Origin of the sequence: Mycobacterium colombiense, from assembly GCF_003284935.1 — a bacterium.
Taxonomy (GTDB): Bacteria; Actinomycetota; Actinomycetes; order Mycobacteriales; family Mycobacteriaceae; genus Mycobacterium; species Mycobacterium arosiense_A.
In genome coordinates this window covers 19,062-44,278 of the sequence record NZ_QMEV01000009.1, presented here as the reverse complement: position 1 = coordinate 44,278, position 25,217 = coordinate 19,062, and the positions used below count along the sequence as shown (strand labels likewise).

Below are 25,217 nucleotides of genomic sequence, written 5' to 3'. Positions count from 1 at the left end.
CGGTCGACGCTGCAACACTGACGGGCACGAGTACTAATTCCAGCACATCCGGAGTCTGCGGCGACCCCCCGAGGACGTACGGCCCCGACAAGTTCACCCTGACCAAAGTGTCGTAAACCACCTACTCACAGGAGCGAAGCCGCACTCGAAACTTGGGATCGGTACCGGCAGCGGGACGCGCGATTCCCCTGCAGCTAATGGCTTTTGCGTTTGCAACGGACCGCAGGGCCTTGTCCGGTCATCATCAGACCACCGATCCCGGGTGCATCTCTCCTCCGGCTGGGGCGTGCTCCCTCGGTGCGTACTGGGGGCACAGAAACTTCACGGAGTCGGCGACGAAGCGCAGAGATTGGGGGACGTCGACCTGATTGGTCTCGCGAAATTTGGCGGCGAGCTGGTCGTAATTCCAGTCGCTGTCCAAGAACTGGTCGCAGACCCACCTTCCGTTGGCGATGAGGTCGTGGTCGGCACCCGCCATCCCGTCGGCCCTGATGGCGGCAATGAAGCCCGCCTCGTCCATCGATGCTTTGGCGAGGTTGTTGGCCACGCAATAGCCGAGGATGAACAGCAGGAGCATAAACACGGTGGCCGCCTGGCGGGCGGGATTGTGTTCGCGGTGGTTCATCGGCCCTCCTCGTTGTTTAACTTCCCAGAGGAACGTGCGCGACGTGCTAGTTATTCAAAATCAGGCTCGCAAATTTGCTGTTCGGTAGCCTTCCGGGAGCGCTCTTCACCCGAGAATCATTTGTGATTCACAGTGACTGAACCCTTGCCCAGATAGAGCTCCCGATGGAGCCCAGGCCGACCACGTGCCCGGTATTGCAATCTGCTGCGTGCGATGACACTGTGCAATAGCCTGTCACCCGTGAACAGGATTTACTTGCGGCATGAGAATGTCTCACGCCCTAGCCATGGATCAGCGCCGCATTTTCGAGGATGGGTTTCGGGCGGATGTCTGCTATCGATCCTGTTGATGACCGCCGGTTGGAATCTGCCTGTCGCATCGGCCGATGAAGGGACACCGGTGGTGGTTGACTGCTGCCAGGGGCCGCAAGTCAAGCCGCAACACATCATGTTGCTCGGCGACAACACCTGGAACATCGACAACCTCGTCTGGACCAGCTGGGGCGGCGCTGGCGCAAGAGGCACCGGCATCGAGTTCCGGGTAGCCTGCGTTCCGAACTGTGCGCAAGGCTCGGCGACCTATTCTCCGGTTACGATTACGCTCACCGGCGCAACCCCTCCCGACTTCCGTTACACCAGCGCGGTAATCACCAACCAAAACACAGGCGGATCTGAAACCGCGTCGCTCCGGTAGAGCGACTGCTCTTGCATCGGCTGCAGCTCCGGTATTCCCGATGCTGGTGATAACTGTGGCGCTGGCAATCGGCAACGGTGCAATACAAGCCACTGGCTTTATTTACCTACCTGCTGCCCTAGGGCCTACTTAGCGTTCGGGCATAGGCGCTGGCTCCCTCAAGTGGAGCCGATGTTCTGCGGCGAACACCTAGTATTCGTCCATGCCATTGACCAATGGTCAGACGTTCGCCGGGTACACCATCATTCGCCCTTATCAGCGATTCGTGCTAATCGGCGCCAATGCCAGGAGGCTTCCAAGCCTCCCTAGGCGGGATCAACGTGTAGCTGAAGAAGAAAATATCCCGCGCCGCGTTCCACTCCTTCCGGAGTCTTTCCCACCGGATACTTCGGTCGGCATTGCGGGCGTTGGGCTGTCTCAAATATGACCACATTCGAGACATCGTCCAGCGGTAAGCGCTGCCGGTTCGACACTGCAGGTGGCGGTGTCTCAAATGTTGGTCGCAGAAATAGATGCCGCGAAAATCCCGTTCACCACATTTATGGAGCAGTCGTCTCGCGCTTCGGTGACCGCGGGCCAGCGGATCGGCTACACCCGCATTTCGACCGTCACCCAAACTCTCGATCAACAGAACGACGCACTCGCCGCGGCCGGGGTGTCGAAGACGTTCTCCGACATCATGTCCGGTGCCCGTGATGACCGCCCCGGTCTGGCCGCGCTGATGGCTTACGTCCGTGAGGGCGATACCGTCGTGGTCTGGAAACTCGATAGGCTCGGACGCAACACGCTCCACATCTTGGAGACGGTCAAGGCCTTGACCAACCGGGACGTCAAATTGATTTCCACCAGCGATGGCATCGACTCGTCAACTCCGGCGGGACGCATGATGATCGGAGTCCTCGGGTCGTTAGCCGAGTATGAGCGGGAGCTCATTAAGGAACGAACAGCGTTGAAGCGGGCAGCATCTCGCGCTAACGGCACCAGCTTCGGGCGACCACGAAAGGTGGTTGATGCCGAGCACATCATGACCGCCAAGCGGATGAAATCCGATGGCCACACGGGGAAGACGATTGCGAAGTTCCTCGGGGTTAGCCGCGCCACCCTGTACCGGTATTTCGCCGAGGAGGTCGTCTAATCGTCCTCCACCACACCGTCGTCCGCAGGCGACCAGCGTCCGCGTAGCCACGTGACCTTATGCGACCAGGGTTAAGCTGAGCTCACTTGCTCATGCGGGGTGCCATCCGAAAAGGGCTTGGTGGAATACTGCACGCTCTGGCGGTGGAGGTTCGGTCTCGCCGGGTCGAGCTTGAACACACCCAAGCAATGGGCTCGGCGCCGACGCCGACTTGGGCTTGTTCCGCAAGATGAGCTTGGTGAACGCCTCGACGAGCGCCAGCCCGGCCCCCATCAGAGTGAATCCCGCCGTGGCGAGGTCGGCCACCGTCACCGGGGTGTCCCAGGGTTTGATGGGTTCGGTAGTCCATGTCCCGAGCGCATCGAAGTGTTCTTGATCCATGCCGTTGTTCGCGCCGGGCGCGAGTTCGGGCATGACGTCGAGGTTGAGGGCGATGTTCACCAAGCTGCCGTAGTGGCGTCCAGGGTGCTGATCGACCGGCAGGATGCCGTCGTGGATGTGGTTGCGCAGGACCTTGCACACACCCGCGTAGACATGAAGCCGGGCTACATCCGCCAACACAGCAGCGTCGTACTCCTTGTTCAGGTGATCGGTGAGATACCCTCGCCCATCAAGGGATTGACGGAACTTCGACGGGTCGCGGGTGGAGTCGATAAGCAGCGGGTAGCGCCTCCCGTAGATATCAAAGGCGGCCGCGAGGTAGAGCAGTTCCCGGTCGAATGCTTCGGCTGCGGTCTCGACAACGTCCGGTCCCTGCTTGGCAGTTGCCGGGTTGGACAGCGCCGCGAGCATGTGGTCGAGGGCGCGGGCAGCGCGGGCAAGCCGGACCCGTATCGATTTGAGCGCGGTGACCGTCTCCACGTCACCCTGGCGGCTGGCGATGGTAGGGAAAACGTCGAAGTAAGGCATTGCAGATACCACGCCCCAGTCGTAGAAGTTCGCGATGGTCGCGGTAGATTCGGTCGTTTCCCAGGAGCCGCCGCCGACCAGCGATCCGCGTTGCAGGTTCACGATCGGGTTCGCGGTCGTTCGCAGGTAGTGGCCGATGAGGGCTACGGCGTCGTCCGGGGTCACACTGGCGACCAAATCATTGTCGGCGACATCAGACCGTCCCGCAGTGGGTGCGTTGGTCACGACGGCATCGATTCCTACCGCACCCGCCGCGGCGGCATATGCGGCCGCGTGGTGTCGTTGGTCGAGGCTAAGCGGGTCCGCGTTCGCTGGTGCGGTCTGAGCATCGAGTTGCTGGTAGACGTCGAAGAAGTGCACCCGAGTCGCCGACCTTTGTTGTGCGCTTTCCGTTTTGACGCCGAACACCACGGTGTCGAGCTCCCGCGCCGCGCTCTCCACCGATGCGAACCCGATCTGACGGACCACGGGCTCATGCAGCACATCGGCCCAAGCGCTGGGGACCTCTGCTCCGTCGGGGACCAGGAGTTGCACCTCGATTTCGTCGCGCCGCAGGAACCTGGCCAAGTATCCATTGGGCGGACTTGGCACGGTCGTGACGTCGATCCCCAGCCGCAGCGGCCTGGTCGCGGGCCGGAGCGGAAACAGCGGCCGAATGTTTTCGGACTCCTTGAGCGGCGGGCGAACATACCGCATGAACCGATTGTTCGGCTGGCCGCTGGGGATCGTGATCGTCATGAACCCGATGATGTCACCCGGTACCGACGGCCGGAGGGCGCCGCTCTGGGTGATTCACTCGGATACGACGTCACCGCCGTCTGCATACTGGTGCCTATGACGGACACCGGCGAAGATCGGGCCTTATGACGAATGGACGGCGTGTTCGAGATCGCTGCAGCCGAGTCTGCGCGTGCGAGCTACACACACAGCCGTCGCCGCCTACGTGTGGGGGGGTCGGCGGCTTCGTGACTAACGCCGACACCGGTGGAAGACAATTTGCGATGGTGGCGCGATCCTCATCAAGGGCAGTGTGGCCGCGGCCTACGAGTCCGTGCTGACGGGTGCTCTGCTCCGATGAGGTGCATGGGTCCGGCTCACTTAACCAAGTTCCTGTTCTTACCGGCTACCAAGACCTCGGGGTCTCCGGGCTCCGCGGGCTGATCCTCGACAAGCGAGGAGCACGGCACTGCGAGACTGTGGCGGGTTTGGCCCTCGGGCGGACACGCTGATCAACGGTGGTCGCTGGTCTTATCAAGCCGAAAAGCTCTGCAGATCTTCCGGATTGAGGTTGCGGATGCCCGCGGCGATCTCGAATCGCGCTATTGATGTTCCTAGCACAATCGGCCCAGGCAGCTCCGAGCTAAAGGAAAACGGATCTCCGCCGACTGGCATCGGGGCCGCTGCACCCATGCCATGTATCCCGTCCAGGGATTGCAGGTCGGAGGCATCGATAGTCCCCAACCGCGCCATGAACATGGGCCCCTCCTGGACTGCTTCGCTGGCGGGCAGCTGAATGATGTTGTTGCGCAATATCTCCGCGGTCTTCTTATCTGAGTAGGCGGCCGAAAGGTCTTTATCCGTCACGAAGATCGCCATGTTGTCGAACGTCGGCTTGAAGAGGTATTCCCAACCCGAGTGGTAAAAGCCGCTTTTGGTGTGCCCAACGCCAAGAAGCGCGTTAGCCAACTCGCGAACGTAATCCCAAAGCACCTGTAGCGAGGCCCGCAGTTCTGTGCGGCCCGTATCGTCTTGCGGCAGGAGATATAGCCCTGGCTTAGCGTGCATCAGTGCAGAGCGTTCGTCGGCGTACATGTTGGTGTAGATCCAGTCGATCGGCGCTGCCTCACCCGCAGGCGCAAGCTTCGTGACAGCGACGAGCGAGTCGGCCATCTGAAGTGCCGCTGTGAACCAATCCTTTTCCGACTCGGCGGGCCGTCCATTTGGGCGCATCCGTCGGGGTCGGACGTCACTCAGCAAGCGCTCCAAGGCGAGAAACATGTTCCGGTAGGCATCGAAGAGGTATTCCGAGGTGCGTGCCATCCGAATGAAGCGCAGCGCGTCGTGCTGGGCCGGGGTTGGTAGCGGCGCGGGAGGCACCGGATCCCGCATTGGTCGGTGACCGTCGCGGTGGCGTTGAACTGTACCCTTGTCGTGTAGATGATCCTTGCGCGAAGAATGACTCCTACACTTCGGTCGTCCCACCACACCAGGCAATCGTCAGAATCAATACGAGCCGCGTTGCACCAACCGCGCATGCACATGTAATCGAGGCCGCTGTTGGCTGCTCGCAGTGCTTGCGTGTGCGTTCCGTCGAAACCAGTCGACGAGGAAGGGCCATATGTGACGACAATCTTGGATTGAGCTGCAACGGCTGTTGTCCATCCGCCAAGCGATACCGAGGCGCTTGTATTCGGCTCGCTCCGAAGCAAGAAAACCGCCCCGTGACGGAACGTATCAGCTTCATCTTGAAGCGGAATCCCAGCGCAATCCCCAACTGTCACGCCCGATTATGGCGCTGCTACAAAGGTCGACGGTCAACACCACGCCGAGCACACTGCACCGGGCGCGGGGAAGGACATGGGGTTCTGCCCATACCGGAGCCACTCGTAGGCCATAAAATTGTGTTGCACCGGTGGTGGACACCGAGCTCAGTCCGGGAAGGGGCCACCGGCATGACTGACCAACCTCACGCAGCACTGACCAAGCAGCTGGGGCCGCGGCCTGTCATTGCCGGAGGATGGACGTGGACCTGGCAGCGGTGCGGCCGCTATGCGTACCGAAAGTGCTTGACGCACTCGACCAATCCTGATCACTTGGTCGCGAAGGTACCGTCTCCGACTCGTATGCCCTCCCTGCGAATCGTCAACAGCCATGTCGGAGTGAGCCCCACGATCAGTGAAGCCTAGAAAGCCCTAGGGTGCCGAGTCGCGGCCAAGCTCCGTCAGCATCGAATGCGATACTTCGGCGATGTCAAAGTGGCTCTCCGCCAGTGATCGCGTACGGCTCGCGTCTCAGCTGGTTTCCGAGCTTGAGAACCAATTCTCGACGGCTGTGCACGCAGCGGTGATCAAGCAGTTCGGCATTCAGACGAAGCGGTCACCCGACCACCTGTTTCACACCCTCTTGGAGGACGCCGACGACGACAGCCTCGCTGCGTTAGGGAGGCATTTCACCCTTGACGTACCCGAGAAGACGCACAACGAGCCAGCCGAAAGCCCTTCACCAGACATCAACGCCTACGCAGAGCTCGTCTCCGCAGAGACCGCACTGAGGGAGGTGATCAGACTCGCGGTACCGGAGTGGATCAAGGACTTGACCCAGGATGAAGTCGCAAAATTAAAGGAAAAGCAGACCGAAGAAGACAAGCGCCGCGACGGCATCACTGTGGCCGAGGACATGCTTGATTACACCGAGATCTACCAGCTCGAAAAAACCATCAACAAGAACTGGGACGCAGTGAAGCCCGTCCTTCAAGACAAGAAGCGGACCGACGTCTACCTCAGCATCATCTTGGACATCCGAAACTCGATAGGTCATTCGCGCCCCGTGTTTGCTGCGGAGCGGCTGTTGTTGGCCGGGGCTGCAGGGCAGATTCGAAACCAGCTTGCCCGCTACAAGGCCATGAACGATGGACCGCATCGTCACTACCCATCTTTGAACTCCGCACGCGACGGAATGGGGACGGTCGCTCCGTCGAACCCGTCATTGTCTGTTTCTCAGGTGGATCCGTTCAGCCCACCGCCGCGGCTCGAAGTCGGCAATACGGTGACGTTCGAATTGGAAGCTACCGACCCGCGCGGGCGCGAACTCATCTGGACGGCTTACTCGGTACCTGGCGATCAGACACCCTCCATGGCAGGCCACGGAGATTACTACCCCGTGATCGCTGAGACGAGAGGCGAACGAGTCAGCTTCACCTGGACTGTCAGCGAAAACGAGGTGGGCGAGGGTCGCATAATTGCTATCACCGTAGCCAATACCGGAAAGTATCATCGCCAACGGAAGTGGGATGACGGCTGTGTCTTCCAATACCACGTCAATCCACCACCAAACGCATAACCCCGCCGCGCAAAATTCTCCTGGGTTTCGGCTTCAGCGCCGCCAATCCACCGAACCCCGCCATATTGCCCGGAATCGTCGTGGTTGATGGCGGGCAAAAGCGGGCAGCGGTAGTCGCCCGAAGTTCTCGTGACCAAGCACGGCGGGCCGATTCTCGTCGGCGTGTCCACACCGACGATCATCTCTATCACGTGGTCGGTGAAGTAAATGTTGGCCTACGCCAGCAGCGGCTGCCATCCACGATCGATGAGTCGGGTCGGCTGCCGGTGTCCTGATCAGCGAGGTGAAGGTACAGCTCCCCTTGGGCCAAGTCGACGCCGTCACCGCGGCCGATTGTCAGGCGATGTGCCGTCATCGCCTGGTGCGCGAAAAGCCTCGGACACTGTGGACGGGGCGACAGACCAGATCATCGGTCCAATTTGGCCGAATTGCCGCACACTCTGAACCGTCCTCTGTACGGTCACACCACCGAATATCGACGTTGAGCACCGGACTGGGGTTGCGGCGTGTCTGCACCGGCTAATTGGTATCCCGATCCTTGGCGCGAGGCCGAGCTGCGGTGGTGGGATGGAGCACGGTGGACCGGGTGGACGCACCCTCCTGCGCCGCAGGCGAGACCCGAGCCCGTCGCCGGAACCTTCCCTCCGAGTCGCGAAACGGTCGGGTCGACGAAACGTGTCACGGCCGTAGTTGATGATGCCCGAACTGAATTCAACCGTAGCGGTCTCGAAGACGTGCTGGCCGGTGTCGATCGTTTAGCGGTCATCGATGTCGAGACCACAGGCCTTTACCGGACCGACCGGGTCGTCGAGATAGCCATCATGGTCATGGACGCCTCGGGGCGGGTGATCGACGAGTTCGACACGCTGGTGAACCCCTACCGCGATCCGGGACCGACCTGGATCCATGGCATCACCGCCTCAATGCTGGTCGATGCTCCGGCGTTTGACGACATCGCTGGACATGTCGCCGCGCGCCTGACAGGGGCGGTTGTTGTTGCCCACAATTTGCGCTTTGACACTCGAATGCTCGGCCATGAGTTGGTCCGTGCGGGAATCGATGTTGATTGGGGACAGGGATTAGACACCCTGGACGCCACCGGTTGCAAACTTGGAGTTGCGTGCGCTGAATACGGCATCGCCCAGCAGGGTGCACACCGTGCTCTGTACGACGCCCGGTCTACCGGCCAGCTTCTGCTGGCCGTGGCTGAGGCGTTTACGACAACTTGTCATCCGGCTGTTGCCCGACCTGTGCAGGACGAGCTACCCCGGCGCATACTGACCCGCGATGGATTTACCGAGGTCAGAGCCGAGGCCCCCTACCTCGCCGACTTGGCCCGCGGCGTTTGCAGCCACTCCGACGTGGCAACGTATGTGACCTTGCTCGACCGGGCCGTAGCAGATTTGCAACTCACCGCGGCCGAACGACGTGAACTGGCCCATCTCGCCGACGAACTCGGCCTCGATACCCGTCGCCGCGAGCGGGCGCATCGTGAATTCCTCAACGGACTGATCGACGCCGCACTGGAAGACTCCATCGTCACGGACGTTGAACTCGATCAGCTTTGCAGGCTAGCGGCGCTGCTCGACCTCGACGATCAGCTGGTAACCCGCCGCACCACCCCCTACCGGCTGGTCAAAGACGAAATCACGCTCCAACCCGGTATGCAGGTATGTTTCACGGGTGCCGCGGTCGACGGCGCAGGCAACTTGATCGACCGTGAGACCGTTTTATACCCCCAAGCCCGCGAGCACGGCATCATTGCCAAAGACTCGTTCACCAAATCATGCGACCTAGTCATTACTGCTGACGTCGCCTCCCAATCGTCCAAGATTAGTAACGCTCGCCGTCACGGAACTCCGGTCGCCACTCTCGCCGACTTCCGTCACTCACTAACCACTGGGTCTCCGCTGGCCGTGACCCGACTTTCGACTGCCGGTGTCGCCCAGGTGTGCAGAGAGTGCGGCACTTCGTGGATGGCGGCCCGCCGCTCCAGCAATCCCGTATGTCCCGGATGCCGCGGAGCGGCACGAAAGCCGGACCCGACGGCGAAGCGGCAACTGCTCAAGGACAACGTCGCTGCGGCGCCTCCGCCAGCCATGCAAACACTAGTCTGCGCAGACTGTCTGGAGACCTGGGAGCGCCCGCGGGTCCGCGGCCGCCAGCCTCACCGCTGCCCAGCTTGTGTCAGTCGGGATGCCGGGGTGCGGGCGTAATGCAGATCCTTGCTGTCGTCGATGCGAACGCTGCAGCGAATACCGTCATCGAGTGCCACGTCGATGTCGGCTCTCAGCTCCTGGCATCGGTCGGACGTGTGACGATTGGGTGTTGACTAACCAGCAGGACAAGGTCCAGCTGTTTACCCGGGTCGGGCCCATCACCACGGCCGGACCATTGAGACCAAGCCCCTATTGGGGCCCCCGAGCACCTTCACCAAAACCGACAGGCTTCCGTTCCCGTGCGATAGACAGAGCTGCGAAACCTCGCGCGAAAGGATCTCTGCTTTGACAGTCTTCGTTGGAATCCTCGGCGTAATAGTCGGTGCGATGCTTCAAGTCGCGCGCGATCAATGGCAACAGCGGCGAGAGCAAAAAGCCAAGCTGCGCACAGCTGTTCGACTGGTGACCAGCGAGTTATACGTTGCTAAAGCGATCGTCGCGCCGATATCGGAGACCGGCAGCTGGGGCCCAGAGCAGGATGTTTTGCCCACGACTAACTTGGCCGAGCAGGCTGGCGTACTGGCGGCAGGACTTTCGACTCATGATTGGAAGCTGTTCGAGGGTGCTCTATTGGGCATCCAACACATCAACCGGATACGAGCCCGGCTCGAACAGTCGGGGGGAACGTTTACCGAATACGAGCTGAAGAGGGCAGCCGCGATACACGACCACGTCGTGCTAACAATCGACGCCTTCGAGCGGGCGCTAGGCGAGGCTCCGGCGATAGCCGCAGCTTCCCGTCCCGCGACAGCGGACAGGTTGGGCGAAGTGCAGTAACCGAGCCGTTGCTGGTGTCCGAGCTGGGGCGATAACAAACCGTGCTCGGATCATCCTTTGGGCGGGTAAGGATCGTTGCCGTACGAGTTTTTCTCGGCTATCTGCCCATCCTTGTTATGGATGGTGTGCTCCACGCCTCGATCCCTCGCCATCTGACGACCGACGGCTTGCTGCTCGGCCTTGGTTCCTCCTGTGTGCGCCGCCCGGCTACTGCCTTCGACCTTCGATTTCCACGTCCCATCTTCGTAGTACGTGCTGATGTCGCCCTTGGCCATGTCGCTCTCCTACTCGGGTTAACTACTTGCTCCATTGTCCAGCTCGGACTGACATAAGTGTCCGAGCGACTCTCATTACCCCCAGACACGGTGCAATTCCGGCGTCCAAAGAGCGGCCAAAATTTCCCGAACGCCAGCGAGACGCCGTGCTGCACCAGAAATTCCGACCTAAAGAATCAGCGCCATTGCCGGTCCGGGCGCGGTTGCTTCAGGATCTTCCCCGGCCCTGCAGCATCGCCGCCCTGTACGCGCTGGCGATGCCCGGGATGCCGCGGCGTTGAGACGTTAAGAGCACCACTCCCGCGAGGGTGCTGCAAAGGATTTTCAGCCACCCCCTCGTGACCAGCTGTCGGTGGCCGACCTTATGTTGCCAGGATGCGCTGGTACGCCCGCCCCGACACCGACCCCTACCGGCTGAGACACACACCTCGGTTGGCATCATGGAACAAGGCGGATGATCCAGATCAGATTCGCCTGCGAGCTTTTCTCGATGACACCGAAGCGCTTATCGCCAACTCGCGGATCGACAGTCCGTGGACGCTGCGACTTGACGTCGGGATTCCAGGTGGAAGGGATCTTCTCTCCGCGGCGGACCTCGACAATTACGCCCATCCGCTCGCCAATCGGTTGAAGGATCCCGGCCTGGTGTCGGTGTGGTGCACCAAGCAACACAGCGAGAAGTCCTTCGTGCGAATCGACGCCGCGCGTGCGGTTCCTCCGCCATCGGTGGACGTGGTTGTCGCGAGAACGACTGCGTCGACATCGGCTACCGCATACAAGGAGCAGATCCACGCCGCGGTCGCCGGTGAACGACAACTTCCAGATGGATCGGTCAAGCTGGAACTCGCTTTTCTCGTTGGCCCTAGCAGGAACTGGCTGAACCTATGGAAGCCGACGATCGACGCATTGGAACCGCTGCTCGGGCGCGATCCCTCAGAGAGTCGCCCCTGGCATCCACGGGACGGCAGGATCACCGAGCTGGGTATGCACCTGACGGTTGACCCCGCAGTTCGCCACGATGTCGCCGTCGGTATAACAGCCGCACTGGCCTGAAGGGGGTGCATTCCATACCGGGTGTCCTGCTGGTGGGCGAGGATTTTGGCCGTTCGGTCGAGGTCACACTTCACCGATACCGCGGAACGCCGTGCTGCAACAGAAATTCAGGCCTAGCGCCATTGCCTGTCCGGGCGCGGTTGCCTCAGTAGCTTGTCGGTGCCTGCGACATAACCGCTCGGTACGCGCTGGCGATGCCCGGGATGCCGCGGCGCGGGTGGCCGAAGGCAGTGATGTCGTCCGACGGGGCACCTTAAAGAAACACGGCAGGGTTCCCGTATGAGTTCGCTACCACTGCTAACTGAGTGACTGCGCCCCTAAGGGGCGCAATCGTTGCACTCAGTGCTAGCCGAGTAGGGGCAGTAACCCGAGCGCGCGCACTTAGTGGCCGCATTCGGTGCTGCGATCTATCGCATTTTTCCTGGTCAAATGGGGTATAACCGGGTGCGGCAACGAGGGTGGCCGCGCGCTTACTCACTTACCAGCCCCGCATTCGGGGTGGACACCGCGGGCAAGGCCCGAAATTGGTCGCGAGCACACCGAGCAGGGATTCGCCAACGAATACATATGTGCATTTCGGCGGCCTGCGGCGCAGCTCAGAATGCCCTGCCGAAGACCGAGCGCCAGGGCAGGGTCGATTGTGCGGGCGGAGCGGCCGTACTTTTTAGCGGCAGAGAGAATTCCATTCCGGCTCATCCCGGTGACGTCGCCGTGGATTCGTTGCTCCACGAGGATTTCGACGATCTCGTCGAGCACCTCCTGCTCATCAGCTTTGCGCGCACGGGATTGGCGGGTGCCGTCGGTGTAGGTCAACCGGCGGGTGTCAACGTCGAATTGCAGATAGCCCTCTGGGATGTCGACGTCGCGCCCGTAGGCGGTGAAATACCGCGGCGAGTCGGGTTCGTCTTTCTCTCGGACCAGTCGCCAGGTTGCGTCGGGCCAGTCCTGCAGCCGGGAATCACCGCGGGCTCGTTCCCCAGAGTGACCCATGTGGTGCACCACAAGGGCTTCGTTGATTCCCGAGTCCGCTAACAGCGCGTCGAAGGCGACCAGAAACCGCCCGGCATCGTGGTTCTCGTCGAGGCCCAGGGCGTCCAGCACTGGGCGCAGGCAATCCAGGATCAGGTAATCGGCCCCGCGGAGGCGTTGGGCCCACTCCGCCCGCACGCCCTCGTTGAGGATATTGAACGCGCCGATACGGCCTCGCAAGGTGACGACGTCTACGCAGTCGGTATTGATGATGCCTTGGTCTCGGAGCCAGCGACGCATGATGTTCTCCGACAGTTCGTTGTCGATGAGCAAGGCGCGGTGCGATTGAGTGGTCACCGGGAACCGGCCTAAAAATGGGTCGCCGTCGGCAAGAGATCGCAGTAGGTTCCCAACGAGGGTGCTCTTCCCGGCCTTATATTGGGCCGACAGCAGCACACGTCCTTGGGCTGGTGCTAGCCGGTCAATGCGGTACTGAGAGTCGGTATCGGGTTCACCGAGTAGGTCGATCAAGCGCCGGATCGGCGGAATGGGAGACGGAGGGTGGATCTCTTCGTCGAAACGCAGCTTCGCCTCGTGCCTGGCGCGCAGTTGGCCGAGGTGGTACTCGATCTCGTCCTGCGGGTCGAGGTCGCGGCCCGGACGCGTGCTACTGCTGCCCATCGTCTCGAACTGCATCTCGCGGCAGGGTCCGCTTATCACCATCGGCTCTCCTGCATGAGGGCCGTTGCGATCGCATCGCTGATCGTCCGCTCGATCTCCGAAGACGGCAGTCCGGCACCAGAAGCGGCGTCGGCCAGGGCCGTATAGACGGCATTGTCCTCTTGGAGCAGTCCGTCCTCGGCAGCGCGGCATGCTGCCCAGTACAAGGTCGAATGCCGTTGGCCCTCGGCGGCGTTCGCAACTGCACGTACGAGGCCGCGGCAGTTCCACCTGGCCGCCGCGGGAGACAAACGTCTGGCGTAACGCCGCGGGCGATTCTGCGGCGATGGCCCGGGCTCCGCGGCCATCTCGGTCAGCCACTGCGAGGCGGCCGCGATGTCGGCCACCGGCATCCTGAAGGTGTAGGGCTTTTCAGTGAGGAAATGCTGGCTCGGTGGCATGACGACGAAATTTCGCTCGTGGCAGAGGATGTCAACGCCACGGCACAGCTTGCTACGTACGGGTCCGTGAACGCCGTCGAACCAGAGGTGGCGACCGCCGTCGCCACGGCCACTGTATGTGGTCATCGTCTCCGGCAGGCGACCGTACTCGGCTTCCAGCTGGGCCAGTGCGACATCGCCACCGTGCCGCGGGTCGATATCGAGGACAATCTGGCCAGGGCGGGGCCGGGCACCGATCCCGTGGTCGGGATGATCAGTCCAGTACCGCTCAGCCCACTGCACGTCGGTGCTGGCGTCGTAGAACCCATGGCCCTGCAATCCGCATTCCCCGCGGCACTTTCGGCTCTCTGGGCTGAATAAGGGGTGGGCGTTGCGTATTGCGGGGACCTTGCTGTGAGGGAACAGCGGAATGGTCGCGAACCCATATTCCCGGTAAATGACGGCTACCTCGCGATTGTTTGGGGCGATTCTGTACCAGTTAGTCATGGATTCTCCGCCGGGCGTTGGCCCTGTTGCTGCTGGCGCAGGCCGCCGTCACCGCGGCATACCGACGGTTGGCGTCACCGCCCTGCTTCCTGTTCCGCCAGCCATGCCAGCACCGAAGACTTTCTCCAAACGCGCCGCCTGCCAATTTTGAAGCTGGTCGGTCCGATGCCGATGCATGCCCAATAACGCCAGGTACTGGCCTTGGTCCCGGTCCACTTCTCCAAATCGAGTGCACCCATGAATTCCTTGTCCACCAGACGGTCCCTTCCTTACGCACCGAGCAGGTTCCCTTCCTTCCCAATTTGTCATATCCTTGTTTTTGGGAATACCGTCAGTGTGACTGCGCTTGCCATGACGGTCAAGCCGAATTAGAAAAGTTGCGGAAATGGGAACACAGAAGTGGGCGGACGAACGTTTCGGGAAAAGGGTCAGAACGCTGCGAGAGAGTCGGCGCTGGTCCCAAGCGGAGATGGCGAAGATGTTGGTGGACAAAGGCATCCAACCGATGCATCCAACAACTGTGGCGAAGATCGAGACCGGCGACCGGTCGGTGCGAATTAACGAGGCGGTGGGTATCGCCGACCTGTTTGAGGTCTCGCTCGACTCCCTGCTTGGTCGCGAAATCGTCAGCGAGAGCAGTGACTTCGCATATCGGTTAGGGATGCTGGTGTCCAGCGCTCACGAGTCGTACCTCATGGTGGGGCCGGTCATGCGAACTGTTCAGGAACCGCTAGACGAGCTCCCGGACGGCTTTGAGGGTGCCGACAATCTCCGAGAGATCGGCTACAACGCTCTAAACCACCTGAAATCCGCGCGAAAGACGTTAGCGGAGTTAGTATCTGCGTCGAGGGATTCCTTGCAGCGTGAGTAGGTGACGTCCGGTGAAGCGCAACCCAAGGGCCGGAGTCGAGGATCGCTGGACGAAGACCATCCGCGATGTAGATGGCACTATCCGCACCGAGCAGAGTGCAGGTTACGGCAAGGGAAGCCGCTGGCGCGCAAGGTACGTGGATGACCGCGGGAAAGAACATGCCAAGGGGTTCTCCCGCAAGGCGGACGCCCAACAATGGCTTAACAAGCAAGTAAGCAATCTGGTAACGGGCACCTGGACTGACCCCGCACTCTCTGGTGTCACCTTCGGGGTGATGGCCCAGCGGTGGATCTCCACTAAGGCCGCCAGGGCACCCAAGACAGTGGCCGGGTATCGCTCACTGTTGGACACGGTGGTGCTGCCCCGGTGGGAAGCTGTCTCGCTGCGCGAGATCGAATTCGACGACCTTCAGGTGTGGATCAGCGGCCTCTCGGTGGACGGGTCATCGCGCTTTGAGGGTAAGGGGCTGAGTGCATCTCGGGTCCGGCAGGCCCATCAGCTGGTCGGTGCAGTGTTGAAGTTTGCAGTGCGGGCCAAGCATCTGACCACCAACCCCGCCGAAGGTATTGAACTTCCCCGGCTACCAGAAACCGAGCAACGCTATCTCACCCACGAGCAGCTGCACCGAGTCGCGGTGGCTGCAGGGCGGTTGCGGACCCTAATCCTTGTACTGGGCTATTGCGGCCTGCGGTTCGGCGAGGCTACTGCACTACGAGTCGCCGATGTCGACGTAACCGCCCGTCGAATACGGATACGCCTATCGGTTACCCATGTGCGGAAGACGGGGCTCGTGGAGGGGCCGACGAAAAACCACACCGCCCGCACCGTACCGGTACCGGCGTTTGTGGCTCGGTTGCTGGAAACCGAAATCAAGGACCGCGGCGAGGCCGCGCTGGTATTCCAATCCGCCCGCGGCGGTCACCTCACAATCGGGCAAGCCCGCTATGCCTTCGCGAAGGCGGTGTCCGCGGTGGGTGGTGTAAACCAACTTCGGCTGCATGACCTGAGGCACACGTGTGCCTCTCTGGCTATCCGCGAAGGGGCCAATGTCAAGGTGGTGCAGAAACTACTCGGGCACAAATCAGCGGTGCTCACGCTGGACAAATACGGCCATTTGTTCCCCGATGACCTGGACGCCGTGGCGAACGCCTTTGACACCGCTGCGGACGCACTGCGGACAGCCGCGCCCTACGGACGCCCTACGGTCGGGACATGTAGCCCCTGACCTTTGGTGGCAGGTACAGGATTCGAACCTGTGAAGCTTTCGCGACGGATTTACAGTCCGCTCCCATTGGCCGCTCGGGCAACCTGCCGCCAGACAGGTTACAACGAGCGAGTAGACAAAGCACAAACGCCTATCACCGGATGAAGGGACGGAATGCATGGCGGACTCATCGTTCGACATCGTCAGCAAAGTGGATCGCCAGGAGGTCGACAACGCGCTCAACCAGGCCGCCAAGGAGCTGGCCACCCGCTTCGACTTCCGCGGTACCGACACCACGATCGCCTGGAAGGGCGACGAGGCTATCGAGCTGACGTCGTCCACCGAGGAACGCGTCAAGGCGGCCGTCGACGTCTTCAAAGAGAAGCTGATCCGCCGCGACATCTCGATGAAGGCCTTTGACGCCGGCGAACCGCAGGCCTCGGGCAAGACCTACAAGATCAACGGCTCCCTCAAGCAGGGCATCAGCAGCGAGAACGCCAAGAAGATCACCAAGCTGATCCGCGATGACGGCCCCAAATCCGTCAAGACGCAGATCCAGGGTGAGGAAATCCGGGTCACCAGCAAAAAGCGTGACGACCTGCAGGCCGTCCAAGCGCTGCTCAAGCAGGCCGACCTGGACGTGGCGCTGCAGTTCGTCAACTACCGCTGACGGGGCGGGCGCGCGCCGGTGTGAGGCGGTTTCGCGGGTTCCTAGCCCGACCAACCGGTGGGTCTCTAGGCTAGTGACGAGTCCCACGATGTGAGCGAGGTTCGCGATGACCGTGAGTCCCCAGCAAGCCGCAGACGGTGATGCGACCGAGGCCGGGTACACCGACGTGATCATCGTCGGTGCCGGCATCTCCGGCATCGACGCGGCCTACCGGATCACCGAGCGCAATCCGCAGCTGACGTACACCGTGCTGGAGCGGCGCGCGCAGATCGGCGGGACGTGGGACCTGTTCCGCTACCCCGGGGTGCGCTCGGACAGCAGCATCTTCACCCTGTCGTTCCCGTTCGAACCGTGGACCCGGAAAGAGGGCGTGGCCGACGGCGTGCACATCCGCCAGTACCTGGAAGCCACCGCGCGCAAGTACGGCATCGATCGGCACATCCGGTTCAACAGCTATGTCCGCTCGGCCGACTGGGACTCCGCCACCGACACTTGGACCGTCACCGTCGAGCAGGACGGGGCGCGCAAGCTCTACCGCGGGCGCTTCGTGTTCTTCGGCAGCGGCTACTACAACTACGACGAGGGCTACACGCCCGACTTCCCGGGCATCGAAGAGTTCAAGGGCACCGTGGTGCACCCCCAGCACTGGCCCGAAGACCTGGACTACACGGGCAAGAAGGTGGTGGTGATCGGCAGCGGGGCGACCGCCGTCACGCTGCTGCCCTCGTTGTCGGACCGCGCCGCCAAAGTCACCATGCTGCAGCGCTCGCCGACCTACCTCATTTCGGCGTCCAAGTACGGCACCGTCGCCGCCGTTTCCCGAAAGCTGTTGCCCCGCAAGCCCGCCCATCTCGTCGTGCGCATGTACAGCGCCCTGACCGAGGCGGTGTTCTTCGCGTTGTCGCGCAAGGCGCCGGGGTTCGTGCGCTGGCTGCTGCGGCGCAAGGCGATCAGCAGCCTGCCCCCCGGCTACGACGTCGACACCCACTTCAAGCCGCGCTACAACCCGTGGGATCAGCGGATGTGCCTGATCCCCGACGCCGACCTGTACAACGCCATCGCCGCGGGATCCGCCGAGGTGGTCACCGACCACATCGACCACTTCGACGCGACCGGGATCGCGCTCAAGTCCGGCGGACACCTCGACGCCGACATCATCGTCACCGCCACCGGGCTGCAGCTGCAGGCGCTGGGCGGGACCGCGATCAGCCTGGACGGCAACGAAATCAAGACCAGCGACCGCTTCGTCTACAAGGCGCACATGCTCGAAGACGTGCCCAACCTGTTCTGGTGTGTCGGCTACACCAATGCGTCGTGGACGCTGCGCGCCGACATCACCGCACGAGCGACCGCAAAACTCATGGAGCACATGGCCTCTCACGGCTACACCCACGCCGCCCCGCATCGCGGTAACGAGCCGATGACCGAGAAGCCCTCGTGGGACATCAACGCCGGCTACGTGCTGCGCTCGGTGCACATGCTGCCGAAGTCGGGCACCAAGCGGCCATGGAACGTGCGGCAGAACTACCTGGCCGACGCCCTCGACTACCGCTTCGACCGCATCGAGGAGGCGATGGTGTTCGGCCGGGTCGACGACCGCGCGCCGCTGGCGGGCTAGCGGCGCCGCGCGTGGACGGGTGTTCGTGAACTGCTACTAAATCGCAGATGTCCGCAATACGCTGATCGCCATGGCATCTGAGAAGCGCGAACCCAAAGTCGTTGTCCTCGGTGGCGGTTCCTGGGGCACCACCGTGGCATCAATCTGCGCGCGTCGCGGGCCGACGCTGCAGTGGGTGCGCTCCGAGGAGACGGCCACCGACATCAACGACAACCACCGCAACAGCCGCTACCTCGGCAACGACGTCGTGCTCAGTGACACCCTGCGCGCCACCACCGACTTCGCCGAGGCGGCGAACTCCGCCGACGTCGTCGTCATGGGCGTTCCCTCGCACGGCTTTCGGGGGGTGCTGAGCGAGCTGGCCAAAGAACTGCGGCCGTGGGTGCCGGTGGTGTCGCTGGTCAAGGGGCTCGAGCAGGGCACCAACATGCGGATGTCGCAGATCATCGAGGAGACGCTGCCCGGCCACCCCGCGGGCATCCTGGCCGGTCCGAACATCGCGCGCGAGGTGGGCGAGGGCTACGCCGCCGCGGCGGTGCTGGCGATGCCGGACCAGCACCTGGCGACCCGGCTCTCGGGCCTGTTCCGCACCCGCCGCTTCCGCGTGTACACCACCGACGACGTCATCGGGGTGGAGATGGCCGGGGCGCTGAAGAACGTCTACGCCATCTCGGTCGGGATGGGCTATTCCCTGGGCATCGGGGAGAACACCCGCGCGCTGGTGATCGCCCGCGCGCTGCGCGAGATGACCAAGCTGGGGGTGGCCCTGGGCGGCAATCCCGAGACGTTCCCGGGCCTGGCCGGCCTCGGCGACCTCATCGTCACCTGCACCAGCCAGCGCAGCCGTAACCGGCACGTCGGTGAGCAACTGGGGGCGGGCAAGCCCATCGACGAGATCATCGCCTCGATGAACCAGGTCGCCGAGGGCGTCAAGGCCGCCAGCGTGATCATGGAGTTTGCCAACGAATTCGGCCTCACCATGCCGATCGCCCGCGAGGTCGACGCCGTGATCAACCACGGCTCGTCCGTCGAGCAGGCCTACCGGGGCCTGATCGCCGAGGTTCCCGGCCACGAGGTGCACGGTTCCGGCTTCTGAACTGGTCGTTCAGGGCTGGCCGAATTCAAATCTTTGCATTCTCTATGGGCGCGGCCCTTCGGCTTGACCGGTCTTTGCCAGCAAAATACCGTCGATCCAGGCGGCCAGCGGTATCCGGGCGCGATCCTGCGGGTCGGCCCGGCGTAATCGTTTGTACGCCAGCGCGTTACGAAGAGGTAATGAGCGCAAGGTGGGGCGGATATCCGAACACCCCCCGCTAACTCCTACCGAGGGACGCGACCGGTGCACAACGTTGAACAGTCGGGTGAAAAGACCCGTGAACGTCGGCTGACAGAATCGCGCGTCGATCGGCTGCGCGGCATCATCCGCCACGACCTACCGTCATCGCTCGTCGTTTTCCTGGTCGCGCTGCCGCTGTCGCTGGGGATCGCGATCGCTTCGGGCGCCCCGGTGCTCGCCGGCCTGATCGCCGCGATCGTCGGCGGCATCATCGTCGGCTCGCTGGGCGGATCCCCGCTGCAGGTCAGTGGCCCCGCCGCCGGGCTGACCGTCGTCGTCGCGGACCTGGTGTCCGACTTCGGTTGGGGCATAACGTGTTTGATCACCGTTGCCGCCGGAGTCGTGCAGGTGCTGCTGGGGCTGAGCCGGGTGGCGCGCGCGGCCCTGGCGATCTCACCGGTGGTCGTGCACGCCATGCTGGCCGGCATCGGGATCACGATCGCCCTGCAGCAGGCGCACGTGCTGCTCGGCGGGAAATCCAAGAGCAGCGCCTGGCACAACCTCATCGGGCTGCCGGGTCAGATCATCGGTGCGCACCGTCCGGGGGTGATCCTGGGCGTGCTGGTGATCGCCATCCTGGTGGGGTGGCGATGGGTTCCCGCCACATTGCGCCGCATTCCGGGTCCCCTGGTCGCCATCGTGGGGGTGACGGTGATTTCGGTGGTCTTCAAATTCCACGTGCGCCGGATCGACCTCGAGGGGTCACCGCTGGACGCGCTGCGGTTGCCGGAGCTTCCCCACGGCAACTGGGGCGCGGTCGCGATCGGGGTGATCACGGTGGCGCTCATCGCCAGCGTCGAGAGCCTGCTGTCGGCGGTGTCGGTCGACCGGATGCACAACGGGCCGCGCACCGACTTCAACCGCGAGTTGGTGGGGCAAGGAGCCGCCAACATCGTGTCGGGCACCATCGGTGGGCTCCCGGTGACCGGCGTCATCGTCCGTAGCTCGACAAATGTCAACGCGGGCGCCAAGTCTCGCGCCTCGGCGATCATGCACGGTGTCTGGATCCTGCTGTTCACCATCCCGTTCGCCGGGCTGGTCGAGGAGATCCCCACCGCCGCGCTGGCCGGTCTGCTCATCGTCATCGGTATCCAATTGCTCAAGCCGGCGCACATCGAGACCGCCATGAAGCACGGCGATCTGGCGGTCTACGTCGTGACGGCCGTCAGCGTCATCTTCCTCAACCTGCTGCACGGCGTCATGATCGGGCTCGCGCTGGCCATCGCGCTGACCGGATGGCGGGTGATCCGGGCCAAGATCGAAGCCGCGCCGTCCGACGACGGGTGGCGGGTGAGCATCGAGGGCGCGGCGTGCACCTTCCTGGCGCTGCCGCGGCTGACGCGGTTGCTGGCGTCGATTCCGCAGGGCACGACGGCGACGGTGAGCATTGCGGTCCACTACCTCGATCACGCCGCCCACCAAACGATCACCGATTGGCAGCAACAGCACGAGGCGACGGGCGGGACGGTGCACATCGAGGGCGTTACCGACACGGGCCGGCGCGACGCGCACCAACCCCTGATCGAAGCCGAAAGGCCCGGCGCCGCAGCGTAATTGGCCTCCGCGCGGCCCGGTCAGTCGACGTCGATGCGGATGTGCAGCCGCTTGCCGCACACCTGCGCCAACCGTTGCAGCTCGTCGACACGGGGCACCTCGGTGCCGTCCTCCCACGCGGCGACAGCCTCGTGGGAGATGCCAAGCGCCTCGGCCAGCTGGGCCTGGTTCATCCCCGCACCGGCGCGTGTTTCGAAGATCAAGTCGGGCAGGTCTAACGCCAGGCCGGCTTCGTGAATGTCTATCGAGTTGGGTTCAGTCATCGCCAATCACCATCCAATTCCGATGGTACGTGGGTCTGGGCCTACCGCCCGGCCATTTGCTCCAGCCGGCGGATGCGGTCCTCGATCGGCGGGTGCGTCGAAAACAGCGACCCGATCCGCTCGCCCGCGCGAAACGGGTTGGCGATCATCAGGTGGGCCTGGCTGGCCAGCTGGGGCTCCGGCGGCAGCGGGGCCGCCTGCACCCCGCCGGAAATCTTGCGCAGGGCCGACGCCAGGGCCAGCGGGTCACCGGTCAGCACCGCGCCCGATTCGTCCGCCTGGTATTCGCGTGATCGCGACACCGCCAACCGCACCACCGTCGCGGCGATCGGTCCGAGCAACGAAACCAGCAGCAGCGCAAAGGGATTCTCGCCGTCGCGATCGTTACCGCCGAACATGCCGGCGATCATGGCTATGTTGGCCAGCGCGGTGATCACCGAGGCCAGCGCGCCGGCGATGCACGAGATCAGGATGTCGCGGTTGTAGACGTGCGAAAGTTCGTGTCCCAGTACGGCGCGCAGCTCGCGCTCGGTGAGGATGCCCAGAATGCCGGTGGTGCAGCAGACCGCCGCGTTGCGGGGGTTGCGTCCGGTCGCGAATGCGTTGGGCGCGTTGGTGTCGCTGATGTACAACCGGGGCATCGGCTGGTGCGCGGCGGTCGCCAGCTCGCGCACGATCCGGTACATCGCCGGCGCCTGCACCTCCGACACCGGCTGCGCGTGCATCGCCCGCAACGCCAGCTTGTCGCTGTTGTAGTAGGTGTAGACGTTCATCCCGATGGCGAACAACACCGCGAGGAACATCGCGGTCCTGCCGAACAGCGAGCCGACGAACACGATCAACGCGGACATGCCAACCAACAACGCGAACGTCTTGAACGTGTTGTGATGCGGATGCCAGGTCATCGGTGTCTCCTTGCGAACACTCGGGTGCGCGTTATTGCCGATTACAGCTCATTGAACGCCCGAGGCGGCCCCGTTGGTTCCACGGCGCGGTTGCGGGCGCCGCCAGCCGAAGGGTGGCAACCCGCTTCTAACCGTGCCGGCTGATGGTGTAGTCGACCAGGGTCTGCAACGCGTGCCGGCCCGGGACGTCGGGCAGCAGGGCCAGCTCCCGGCGCGCCTGGTCCGCGTATTCCTGGAGCGACTGCTTGGCCTTGGTCATGCCGGGCGACGCCCGCAAGAGACCCAGCGCCTCGGCCACCGCGTCGTCGTCGTCGATCGGCCCGACCAGCAGTTCGCGCAGCCGCGCCGCCTCGGGCCCGGGTTCGCGCAGCGCGTAGACCATCGGCAAGGTGTGCACGCCTTCGCGCACGTCGGTGCCGGGCAGCTTGCCGGACTCGTGGGAATCGCTGTCGATGTCGATGATGTCGTCGGAGATCTGGAACGCGGTGCCCACGATGCCGCCGAGGCGGCTCAGCCGCTCCACGTGATCGGCGTCGGCACCCGAGAACATCGCGCCGAACCGGCCCGCCGCGGCGATCAGGCATGCGGTCTTCTCGTACACCACCTTCAGGTAGTGCTCGATCGGGTCGGATCCCGCCACGAACCCGCGGGTCTCGCGCATCTGACCGGTCACCAGCTGGGCGAAGGTCTCGGCGATCAGCCGCACCGCCTCGGGACCCAGCCGCGACACCAACCGGGATGCCGTGGCGAACAGATAGTCCCCGGCCAGGATGGCGACGTTGTTGCCCCAGCGCACGTTCGCGGTGGGTGTGCCGCGGCGCACCTCCGCCTCGTCCATCACGTCGTCGTGGTACAGCGTGGCCAGGTGCACCAGTTCGATGACGGCGCCGGCGATGGTCACGTCCGCGCTGTCCGGGTTGGGCCCGATCTGCGCCGACAGCACGGTGAACAGGGGCCGGAACCGCTTGCCGCCGGCCTTGAACAGATGGGTCAGCGACTCGGTCATGATGTCGTCGGCGCTGCGAAATTCCGCCTCCATGAGCTGCTCGATCCGCCCCACGCCGTCGCGTACGGTCGCCGCGAAAGCCGGGTCGCCGAAGTCAACGCCCGCCACCACCGTCGCCGGAGTACTCACGGGACCAAACATACTGGTGTGCATGAAGACGGGAGCGACCCGAGGCCTCAAGGCCCAAGTGGTGGTCGTGGGCGCAGGGCCCGCCGGGTCGGCGGCGGCGGCGTGGGCCGCCCGCGCGGGCTATGAGGTGCTGGTCGTCGATGCGGCGAGCTTTCCCCGCGACAAGGCCTGCGGCGACGGGCTGACCCCGCGCGCGGTCGCCGAGCTGGAACGCCTGGGGCTGCGGGACTGGCTGGACACCCGGATCCGGCATCGGGGGCTGCGGATGAGCGGGTTCGGCGGCGAGGTGGAAGTCGACTGGCCGGGTCCGTCGTTCCCGTCGACCGGCAGCGCGGTGGCCCGCTTCGAGCTGGACGACCGCATCCGCAAAGTCGCCGAAGACTCCGGGGCGCGGATGCTGCTTGGGACCAAGGTTGTTGCCGCACAACATGATTCGTCAGGCCGCGCGACGTCGGTGACGCTGGCCGACGGCACCGAGGTGGGCTGCGGGCAGCTGATCGTGGCCGACGGGGCCCGGTCGCCACTGGGCCGCAAGCTCGGCCGACGCTGGCACCAGGACACGGTGTACGGCGTCGCCGCCCGGGGGTATCTGACCACCGCGCGCGCCGACGACCCCTGGCTGACGTCGCATCTGGAACTGCGTGGACCCGACGGCGCCAAGGACACCGTGCTGCCGGGTTATGGCTGGATCTTCCCGCTGGGCAACGGAGAGGTGAACATCGGCGTCGGCGCGTTGTCGACGTCGAGACGGCCCGCCGACCTGGCGCTGCGTCCGCTGATCGACTACTACACCGACCTGCGCCGCGACGAGTGGGGATTCACCGGCCGGCCCCGCGCGGTGGCCTCGGCGCTGCTGCCGATGGGCGGCGCGGTGTCGGGGGTCGCCGGTGCCAACTGGATGCTCATCGGTGACGCCGCGGCCTGCGTCAACCCGCTCAACGGCGAAGGCATCGACTACGGGCTCGAGACCGGGCGGTTGGCGGCGGCGCTGCTGGAGTGCGCCGACCTGTCGCAGGTGTGGCCGTCGCTGCTGCAGCAGCACTACGGTCGCGGCTTCTCCGTCGCGCGCCGGCTGGCGCTGCTGCTGACGTTTCGGCGGTTTATGCCGTCGACCGGGCCGATCGCCATGCGCTCGACAACGCTGATGACCATCGCCGTGCGGGTGATGGCCAACCTGGTCACCGACGACGACGCGGACTGGGTGGCCCGTGCCTGGCGCGGCGGCGGGCGGCTGTCGCGGCTGCTCGACCGCCGCACCCCGTTCAGCTGACCGAGTGTGCGTATCGCCGCTGGTCGGCGGCCTGGCCGCGGTGCGCCGGGGCGGCGATCGGCGATTGACT

23 protein-coding genes, 1 tRNA gene and 1 pseudogene are annotated in these 25,217 nt (G+C 63.7%); 14 read left to right on the top strand and 11 right to left on the bottom strand.

All coding sequences use genetic code 11. From position 1 onward, the window contains the following. Positions 1-244: 244 nt before the first annotated feature. A complete protein-coding gene (locus tag DQP57_RS06845) occupies positions 245-625 on the bottom strand; it encodes a DUF732 domain-containing protein (protein WP_112632289.1) in 381 nt (126 codons plus the stop codon). Positions 626-973: 348 nt separating this feature from the next. Between DQP57_RS06845 and DQP57_RS06840 the strand changes: the two genes are divergently transcribed. Beyond that, the gene (locus tag DQP57_RS06840) at positions 974-1,318 is read left to right on the top strand and encodes a hypothetical protein (RefSeq protein ID WP_112632288.1); all 345 of its coding nucleotides are present in this window, start codon (positions 974-976) and stop codon (positions 1,316-1,318) included. Between the two features lie 493 nt (positions 1,319-1,811). Beyond that, positions 1,812-2,453, top strand: a complete 642-nt coding sequence (locus tag DQP57_RS06835) for a recombinase family protein (RefSeq protein WP_430918253.1) — start codon at positions 1,812-1,814, stop codon at positions 2,451-2,453. A 90-nt stretch (positions 2,454-2,543) separates the two neighbouring features. On the opposite strand, the gene DQP57_RS06830 is transcribed toward DQP57_RS06835, so the two are convergent. Both DQP57_RS06830 and DQP57_RS06825 read right to left on the bottom strand, forming a co-directional pair. After that, positions 2,544-4,100 (bottom strand): hypothetical protein, encoded by a 1,557-nt coding sequence (locus tag DQP57_RS06830; RefSeq protein ID WP_205869058.1) that lies wholly within the window; start codon positions 4,098-4,100, stop codon positions 2,544-2,546. A gap of 513 nt (positions 4,101-4,613) precedes the next feature. Continuing rightward, the gene (locus DQP57_RS06825) at positions 4,614-5,471 is read right to left on the bottom strand and encodes a hypothetical protein (protein ID WP_112632287.1); all 858 of its coding nucleotides are present in this window, start codon (positions 5,469-5,471) and stop codon (positions 4,614-4,616) included. Positions 5,472-6,329: 858 nt separating this feature from the next. Here DQP57_RS06825 and DQP57_RS06820 point away from each other — a divergent pair. From DQP57_RS06820 to DQP57_RS06810, 4 genes and pseudogenes are all read left to right on the top strand, one after another. Further along, positions 6,330-7,421, top strand: coding sequence for a hypothetical protein (locus DQP57_RS06820; RefSeq protein ID WP_112632286.1), 1,092 nt, complete (start codon positions 6,330-6,332; stop codon positions 7,419-7,421). A 506-nt stretch (positions 7,422-7,927) separates the two neighbouring features. Continuing rightward, a pseudogene (locus DQP57_RS27605) lies at positions 7,928-8,026 on the top strand (DUF2510 domain-containing protein); the annotation flags it as partial. A 129-nt stretch (positions 8,027-8,155) separates the two neighbouring features. Continuing rightward, positions 8,156-9,637: a 3'-5' exonuclease gene (locus DQP57_RS06815; RefSeq protein ID WP_165821764.1), complete on the top strand. Its 1,482-nt coding sequence runs from the start codon at positions 8,156-8,158 to the stop codon at positions 9,635-9,637. A 288-nt stretch (positions 9,638-9,925) separates the two neighbouring features. Further along, a complete protein-coding gene (locus DQP57_RS06810; protein WP_133259223.1) occupies positions 9,926-10,417 on the top strand; it encodes a hypothetical protein in 492 nt (163 codons plus the stop codon). A gap of 50 nt (positions 10,418-10,467) precedes the next feature. Here the strand turns inward: DQP57_RS06810 and DQP57_RS06805 are convergent, their stop codons facing one another. Then, the gene (locus DQP57_RS06805) at positions 10,468-10,692 is read right to left on the bottom strand and encodes a DUF2188 domain-containing protein (protein ID WP_112632283.1); all 225 of its coding nucleotides are present in this window, start codon (positions 10,690-10,692) and stop codon (positions 10,468-10,470) included. A gap of 375 nt (positions 10,693-11,067) precedes the next feature. On the opposite strand from DQP57_RS06805, the gene DQP57_RS06800 reads away from it, so the two are divergent. Continuing rightward, positions 11,068-11,745, top strand: a complete 678-nt coding sequence (locus DQP57_RS06800; protein ID WP_112632282.1) for a hypothetical protein — start codon at positions 11,068-11,070, stop codon at positions 11,743-11,745. A 474-nt stretch (positions 11,746-12,219) separates the two neighbouring features. On the opposite strand, the gene DQP57_RS06795 is transcribed toward DQP57_RS06800, so the two are convergent. The 3 genes from DQP57_RS06795 to DQP57_RS06785 all read right to left on the bottom strand — a co-directional run bounded on the left by DQP57_RS06795 (position 12,220) and on the right by DQP57_RS06785 (position 14,575). Continuing rightward, positions 12,220-13,410: an AAA family ATPase gene (locus DQP57_RS06795; RefSeq protein WP_165821765.1), complete on the bottom strand. Its 1,191-nt coding sequence runs from the start codon at positions 13,408-13,410 to the stop codon at positions 12,220-12,222. 20 nt (positions 13,411-13,430) lie between these two features. Continuing rightward, complete coding sequence (locus DQP57_RS06790) at positions 13,431-14,321, bottom strand: bifunctional DNA primase/polymerase (protein WP_112632280.1); 891 nt, start codon at positions 14,319-14,321, stop codon at positions 13,431-13,433. A 74-nt stretch (positions 14,322-14,395) separates the two neighbouring features. Further along, complete coding sequence (locus tag DQP57_RS06785; protein WP_346427293.1) at positions 14,396-14,575, bottom strand: helix-turn-helix transcriptional regulator; 180 nt, start codon at positions 14,573-14,575, stop codon at positions 14,396-14,398. Positions 14,576-14,706: 131 nt separating this feature from the next. On the opposite strand from DQP57_RS06785, the gene DQP57_RS06780 reads away from it, so the two are divergent. Both DQP57_RS06780 and DQP57_RS06775 read left to right on the top strand, forming a co-directional pair. Beyond that, a complete protein-coding gene (locus DQP57_RS06780; RefSeq protein WP_112632279.1) occupies positions 14,707-15,192 on the top strand; it encodes a helix-turn-helix domain-containing protein in 486 nt (161 codons plus the stop codon). 10 nt (positions 15,193-15,202) lie between these two features. Next, positions 15,203-16,417: a tyrosine-type recombinase/integrase gene (locus tag DQP57_RS06775; RefSeq protein WP_112632278.1), complete on the top strand. Its 1,215-nt coding sequence runs from the start codon at positions 15,203-15,205 to the stop codon at positions 16,415-16,417. 4 nt (positions 16,418-16,421) lie between these two features. Here the strand turns inward: DQP57_RS06775 and DQP57_RS06770 are convergent. Further along, positions 16,422-16,505, bottom strand: a tRNA-Tyr gene (locus DQP57_RS06770). A 69-nt stretch (positions 16,506-16,574) separates the two neighbouring features. Between DQP57_RS06770 and DQP57_RS06765 the strand changes: the two genes are divergently transcribed. The 4 genes from DQP57_RS06765 (at position 16,575) to DQP57_RS06745 (ending at position 21,574) form a co-directional block, all read left to right on the top strand. Next, positions 16,575-17,066: a YajQ family cyclic di-GMP-binding protein gene (locus DQP57_RS06765; protein ID WP_066866403.1), complete on the top strand. Its 492-nt coding sequence runs from the start codon at positions 16,575-16,577 to the stop codon at positions 17,064-17,066. A gap of 106 nt (positions 17,067-17,172) precedes the next feature. Beyond that, positions 17,173-18,684, top strand: coding sequence for a flavin-containing monooxygenase (locus DQP57_RS06760; RefSeq protein ID WP_112632277.1), 1,512 nt, complete (start codon positions 17,173-17,175; stop codon positions 18,682-18,684). Between the two features lie 70 nt (positions 18,685-18,754). After that, positions 18,755-19,780 (top strand): NAD(P)H-dependent glycerol-3-phosphate dehydrogenase, encoded by a 1,026-nt coding sequence (locus DQP57_RS06755; RefSeq protein ID WP_112632276.1) that lies wholly within the window; start codon positions 18,755-18,757, stop codon positions 19,778-19,780. Between the two features lie 288 nt (positions 19,781-20,068). Beyond that, positions 20,069-21,574 carry a SulP family inorganic anion transporter gene (locus DQP57_RS06745; RefSeq protein WP_205869059.1) on the top strand — a complete coding sequence of 502 codons (1,506 nt, stop codon included), beginning with the start codon at positions 20,069-20,071 and terminating at the stop codon, positions 21,572-21,574. A 20-nt stretch (positions 21,575-21,594) separates the two neighbouring features. On the opposite strand, the gene DQP57_RS06740 is transcribed toward DQP57_RS06745, so the two are convergent. From DQP57_RS06740 to grcC1, 3 genes are all read right to left on the bottom strand, one after another. After that, entirely contained in the window at positions 21,595-21,837 is a 243-nt protein-coding gene (locus tag DQP57_RS06740; protein ID WP_112632274.1) for a helix-turn-helix domain-containing protein, read from the bottom strand. A gap of 41 nt (positions 21,838-21,878) precedes the next feature. Next, the gene (gene htpX / locus DQP57_RS06735) at positions 21,879-22,742 is read right to left on the bottom strand and encodes a zinc metalloprotease HtpX (RefSeq protein WP_112632273.1); all 864 of its coding nucleotides are present in this window, start codon (positions 22,740-22,742) and stop codon (positions 21,879-21,881) included. Between the two features lie 127 nt (positions 22,743-22,869). Continuing rightward, the gene (gene grcC1 / locus DQP57_RS06730) at positions 22,870-23,877 is read right to left on the bottom strand and encodes a nonaprenyl/(2E,6E)-farnesyl/geranylgeranyl diphosphat synthase (RefSeq protein WP_112632272.1); all 1,008 of its coding nucleotides are present in this window, start codon (positions 23,875-23,877) and stop codon (positions 22,870-22,872) included. A 22-nt stretch (positions 23,878-23,899) separates the two neighbouring features. On the opposite strand from grcC1, the gene menJ reads away from it, so the two are divergent. Continuing rightward, on the top strand, positions 23,900-25,147 hold the full coding sequence (gene menJ / locus DQP57_RS06725) for a menaquinone reductase (protein ID WP_112632271.1): 1,248 nt from the start codon (positions 23,900-23,902) through the stop codon (positions 25,145-25,147). Positions 25,148-25,217 lie beyond the last annotated feature (70 nt).

Coding starts and splice junctions, on each gene's coding strand:
- DQP57_RS06845 (WP_112632289.1), bottom strand. CDS start 625: ATGAACCACCGCGAACACAATCCCGCCCGCCAGGCGGCCACCGTGTTT.
- DQP57_RS06840 (WP_112632288.1), top strand. CDS start 974: ATGACCGCCGGTTGGAATCTGCCTGTCGCATCGGCCGATGAAGGGACA.
- DQP57_RS06835 (WP_430918253.1), top strand. CDS start 1,812: ATGTTGGTCGCAGAAATAGATGCCGCGAAAATCCCGTTCACCACATTT.
- DQP57_RS06830 (WP_205869058.1), bottom strand. CDS start 4,100: ATGACGATCACGATCCCCAGCGGCCAGCCGAACAATCGGTTCATGCGG.
- DQP57_RS06825 (WP_112632287.1), bottom strand. CDS start 5,471: ATGCGGGATCCGGTGCCTCCCGCGCCGCTACCAACCCCGGCCCAGCAC.
- DQP57_RS06820 (WP_112632286.1), top strand. CDS start 6,330: ATGTCAAAGTGGCTCTCCGCCAGTGATCGCGTACGGCTCGCGTCTCAG.
- DQP57_RS06805 (WP_112632283.1), bottom strand. CDS start 10,692: ATGGCCAAGGGCGACATCAGCACGTACTACGAAGATGGGACGTGGAAA.
- DQP57_RS06800 (WP_112632282.1), top strand. CDS start 11,068: ATGCGCTGGTACGCCCGCCCCGACACCGACCCCTACCGGCTGAGACAC.
- DQP57_RS06795 (WP_165821765.1), bottom strand. CDS start 13,410: ATGCAGTTCGAGACGATGGGCAGCAGTAGCACGCGTCCGGGCCGCGAC.
- DQP57_RS06790 (WP_112632280.1), bottom strand. CDS start 14,321: ATGACTAACTGGTACAGAATCGCCCCAAACAATCGCGAGGTAGCCGTC.
- DQP57_RS06780 (WP_112632279.1), top strand. CDS start 14,707: ATGGGAACACAGAAGTGGGCGGACGAACGTTTCGGGAAAAGGGTCAGA.
- DQP57_RS06765 (WP_066866403.1), top strand. CDS start 16,575: ATGGCGGACTCATCGTTCGACATCGTCAGCAAAGTGGATCGCCAGGAG.
- DQP57_RS06760 (WP_112632277.1), top strand. CDS start 17,173: ATGACCGTGAGTCCCCAGCAAGCCGCAGACGGTGATGCGACCGAGGCC.
- DQP57_RS06755 (WP_112632276.1), top strand. CDS start 18,755: ATGGCATCTGAGAAGCGCGAACCCAAAGTCGTTGTCCTCGGTGGCGGT.
- DQP57_RS06740 (WP_112632274.1), bottom strand. CDS start 21,837: ATGACTGAACCCAACTCGATAGACATTCACGAAGCCGGCCTGGCGTTA.
- htpX (WP_112632273.1), bottom strand. CDS start 22,742: ATGACCTGGCATCCGCATCACAACACGTTCAAGACGTTCGCGTTGTTG.
- menJ (WP_112632271.1), top strand. CDS start 23,900: ATGAAGACGGGAGCGACCCGAGGCCTCAAGGCCCAAGTGGTGGTCGTG.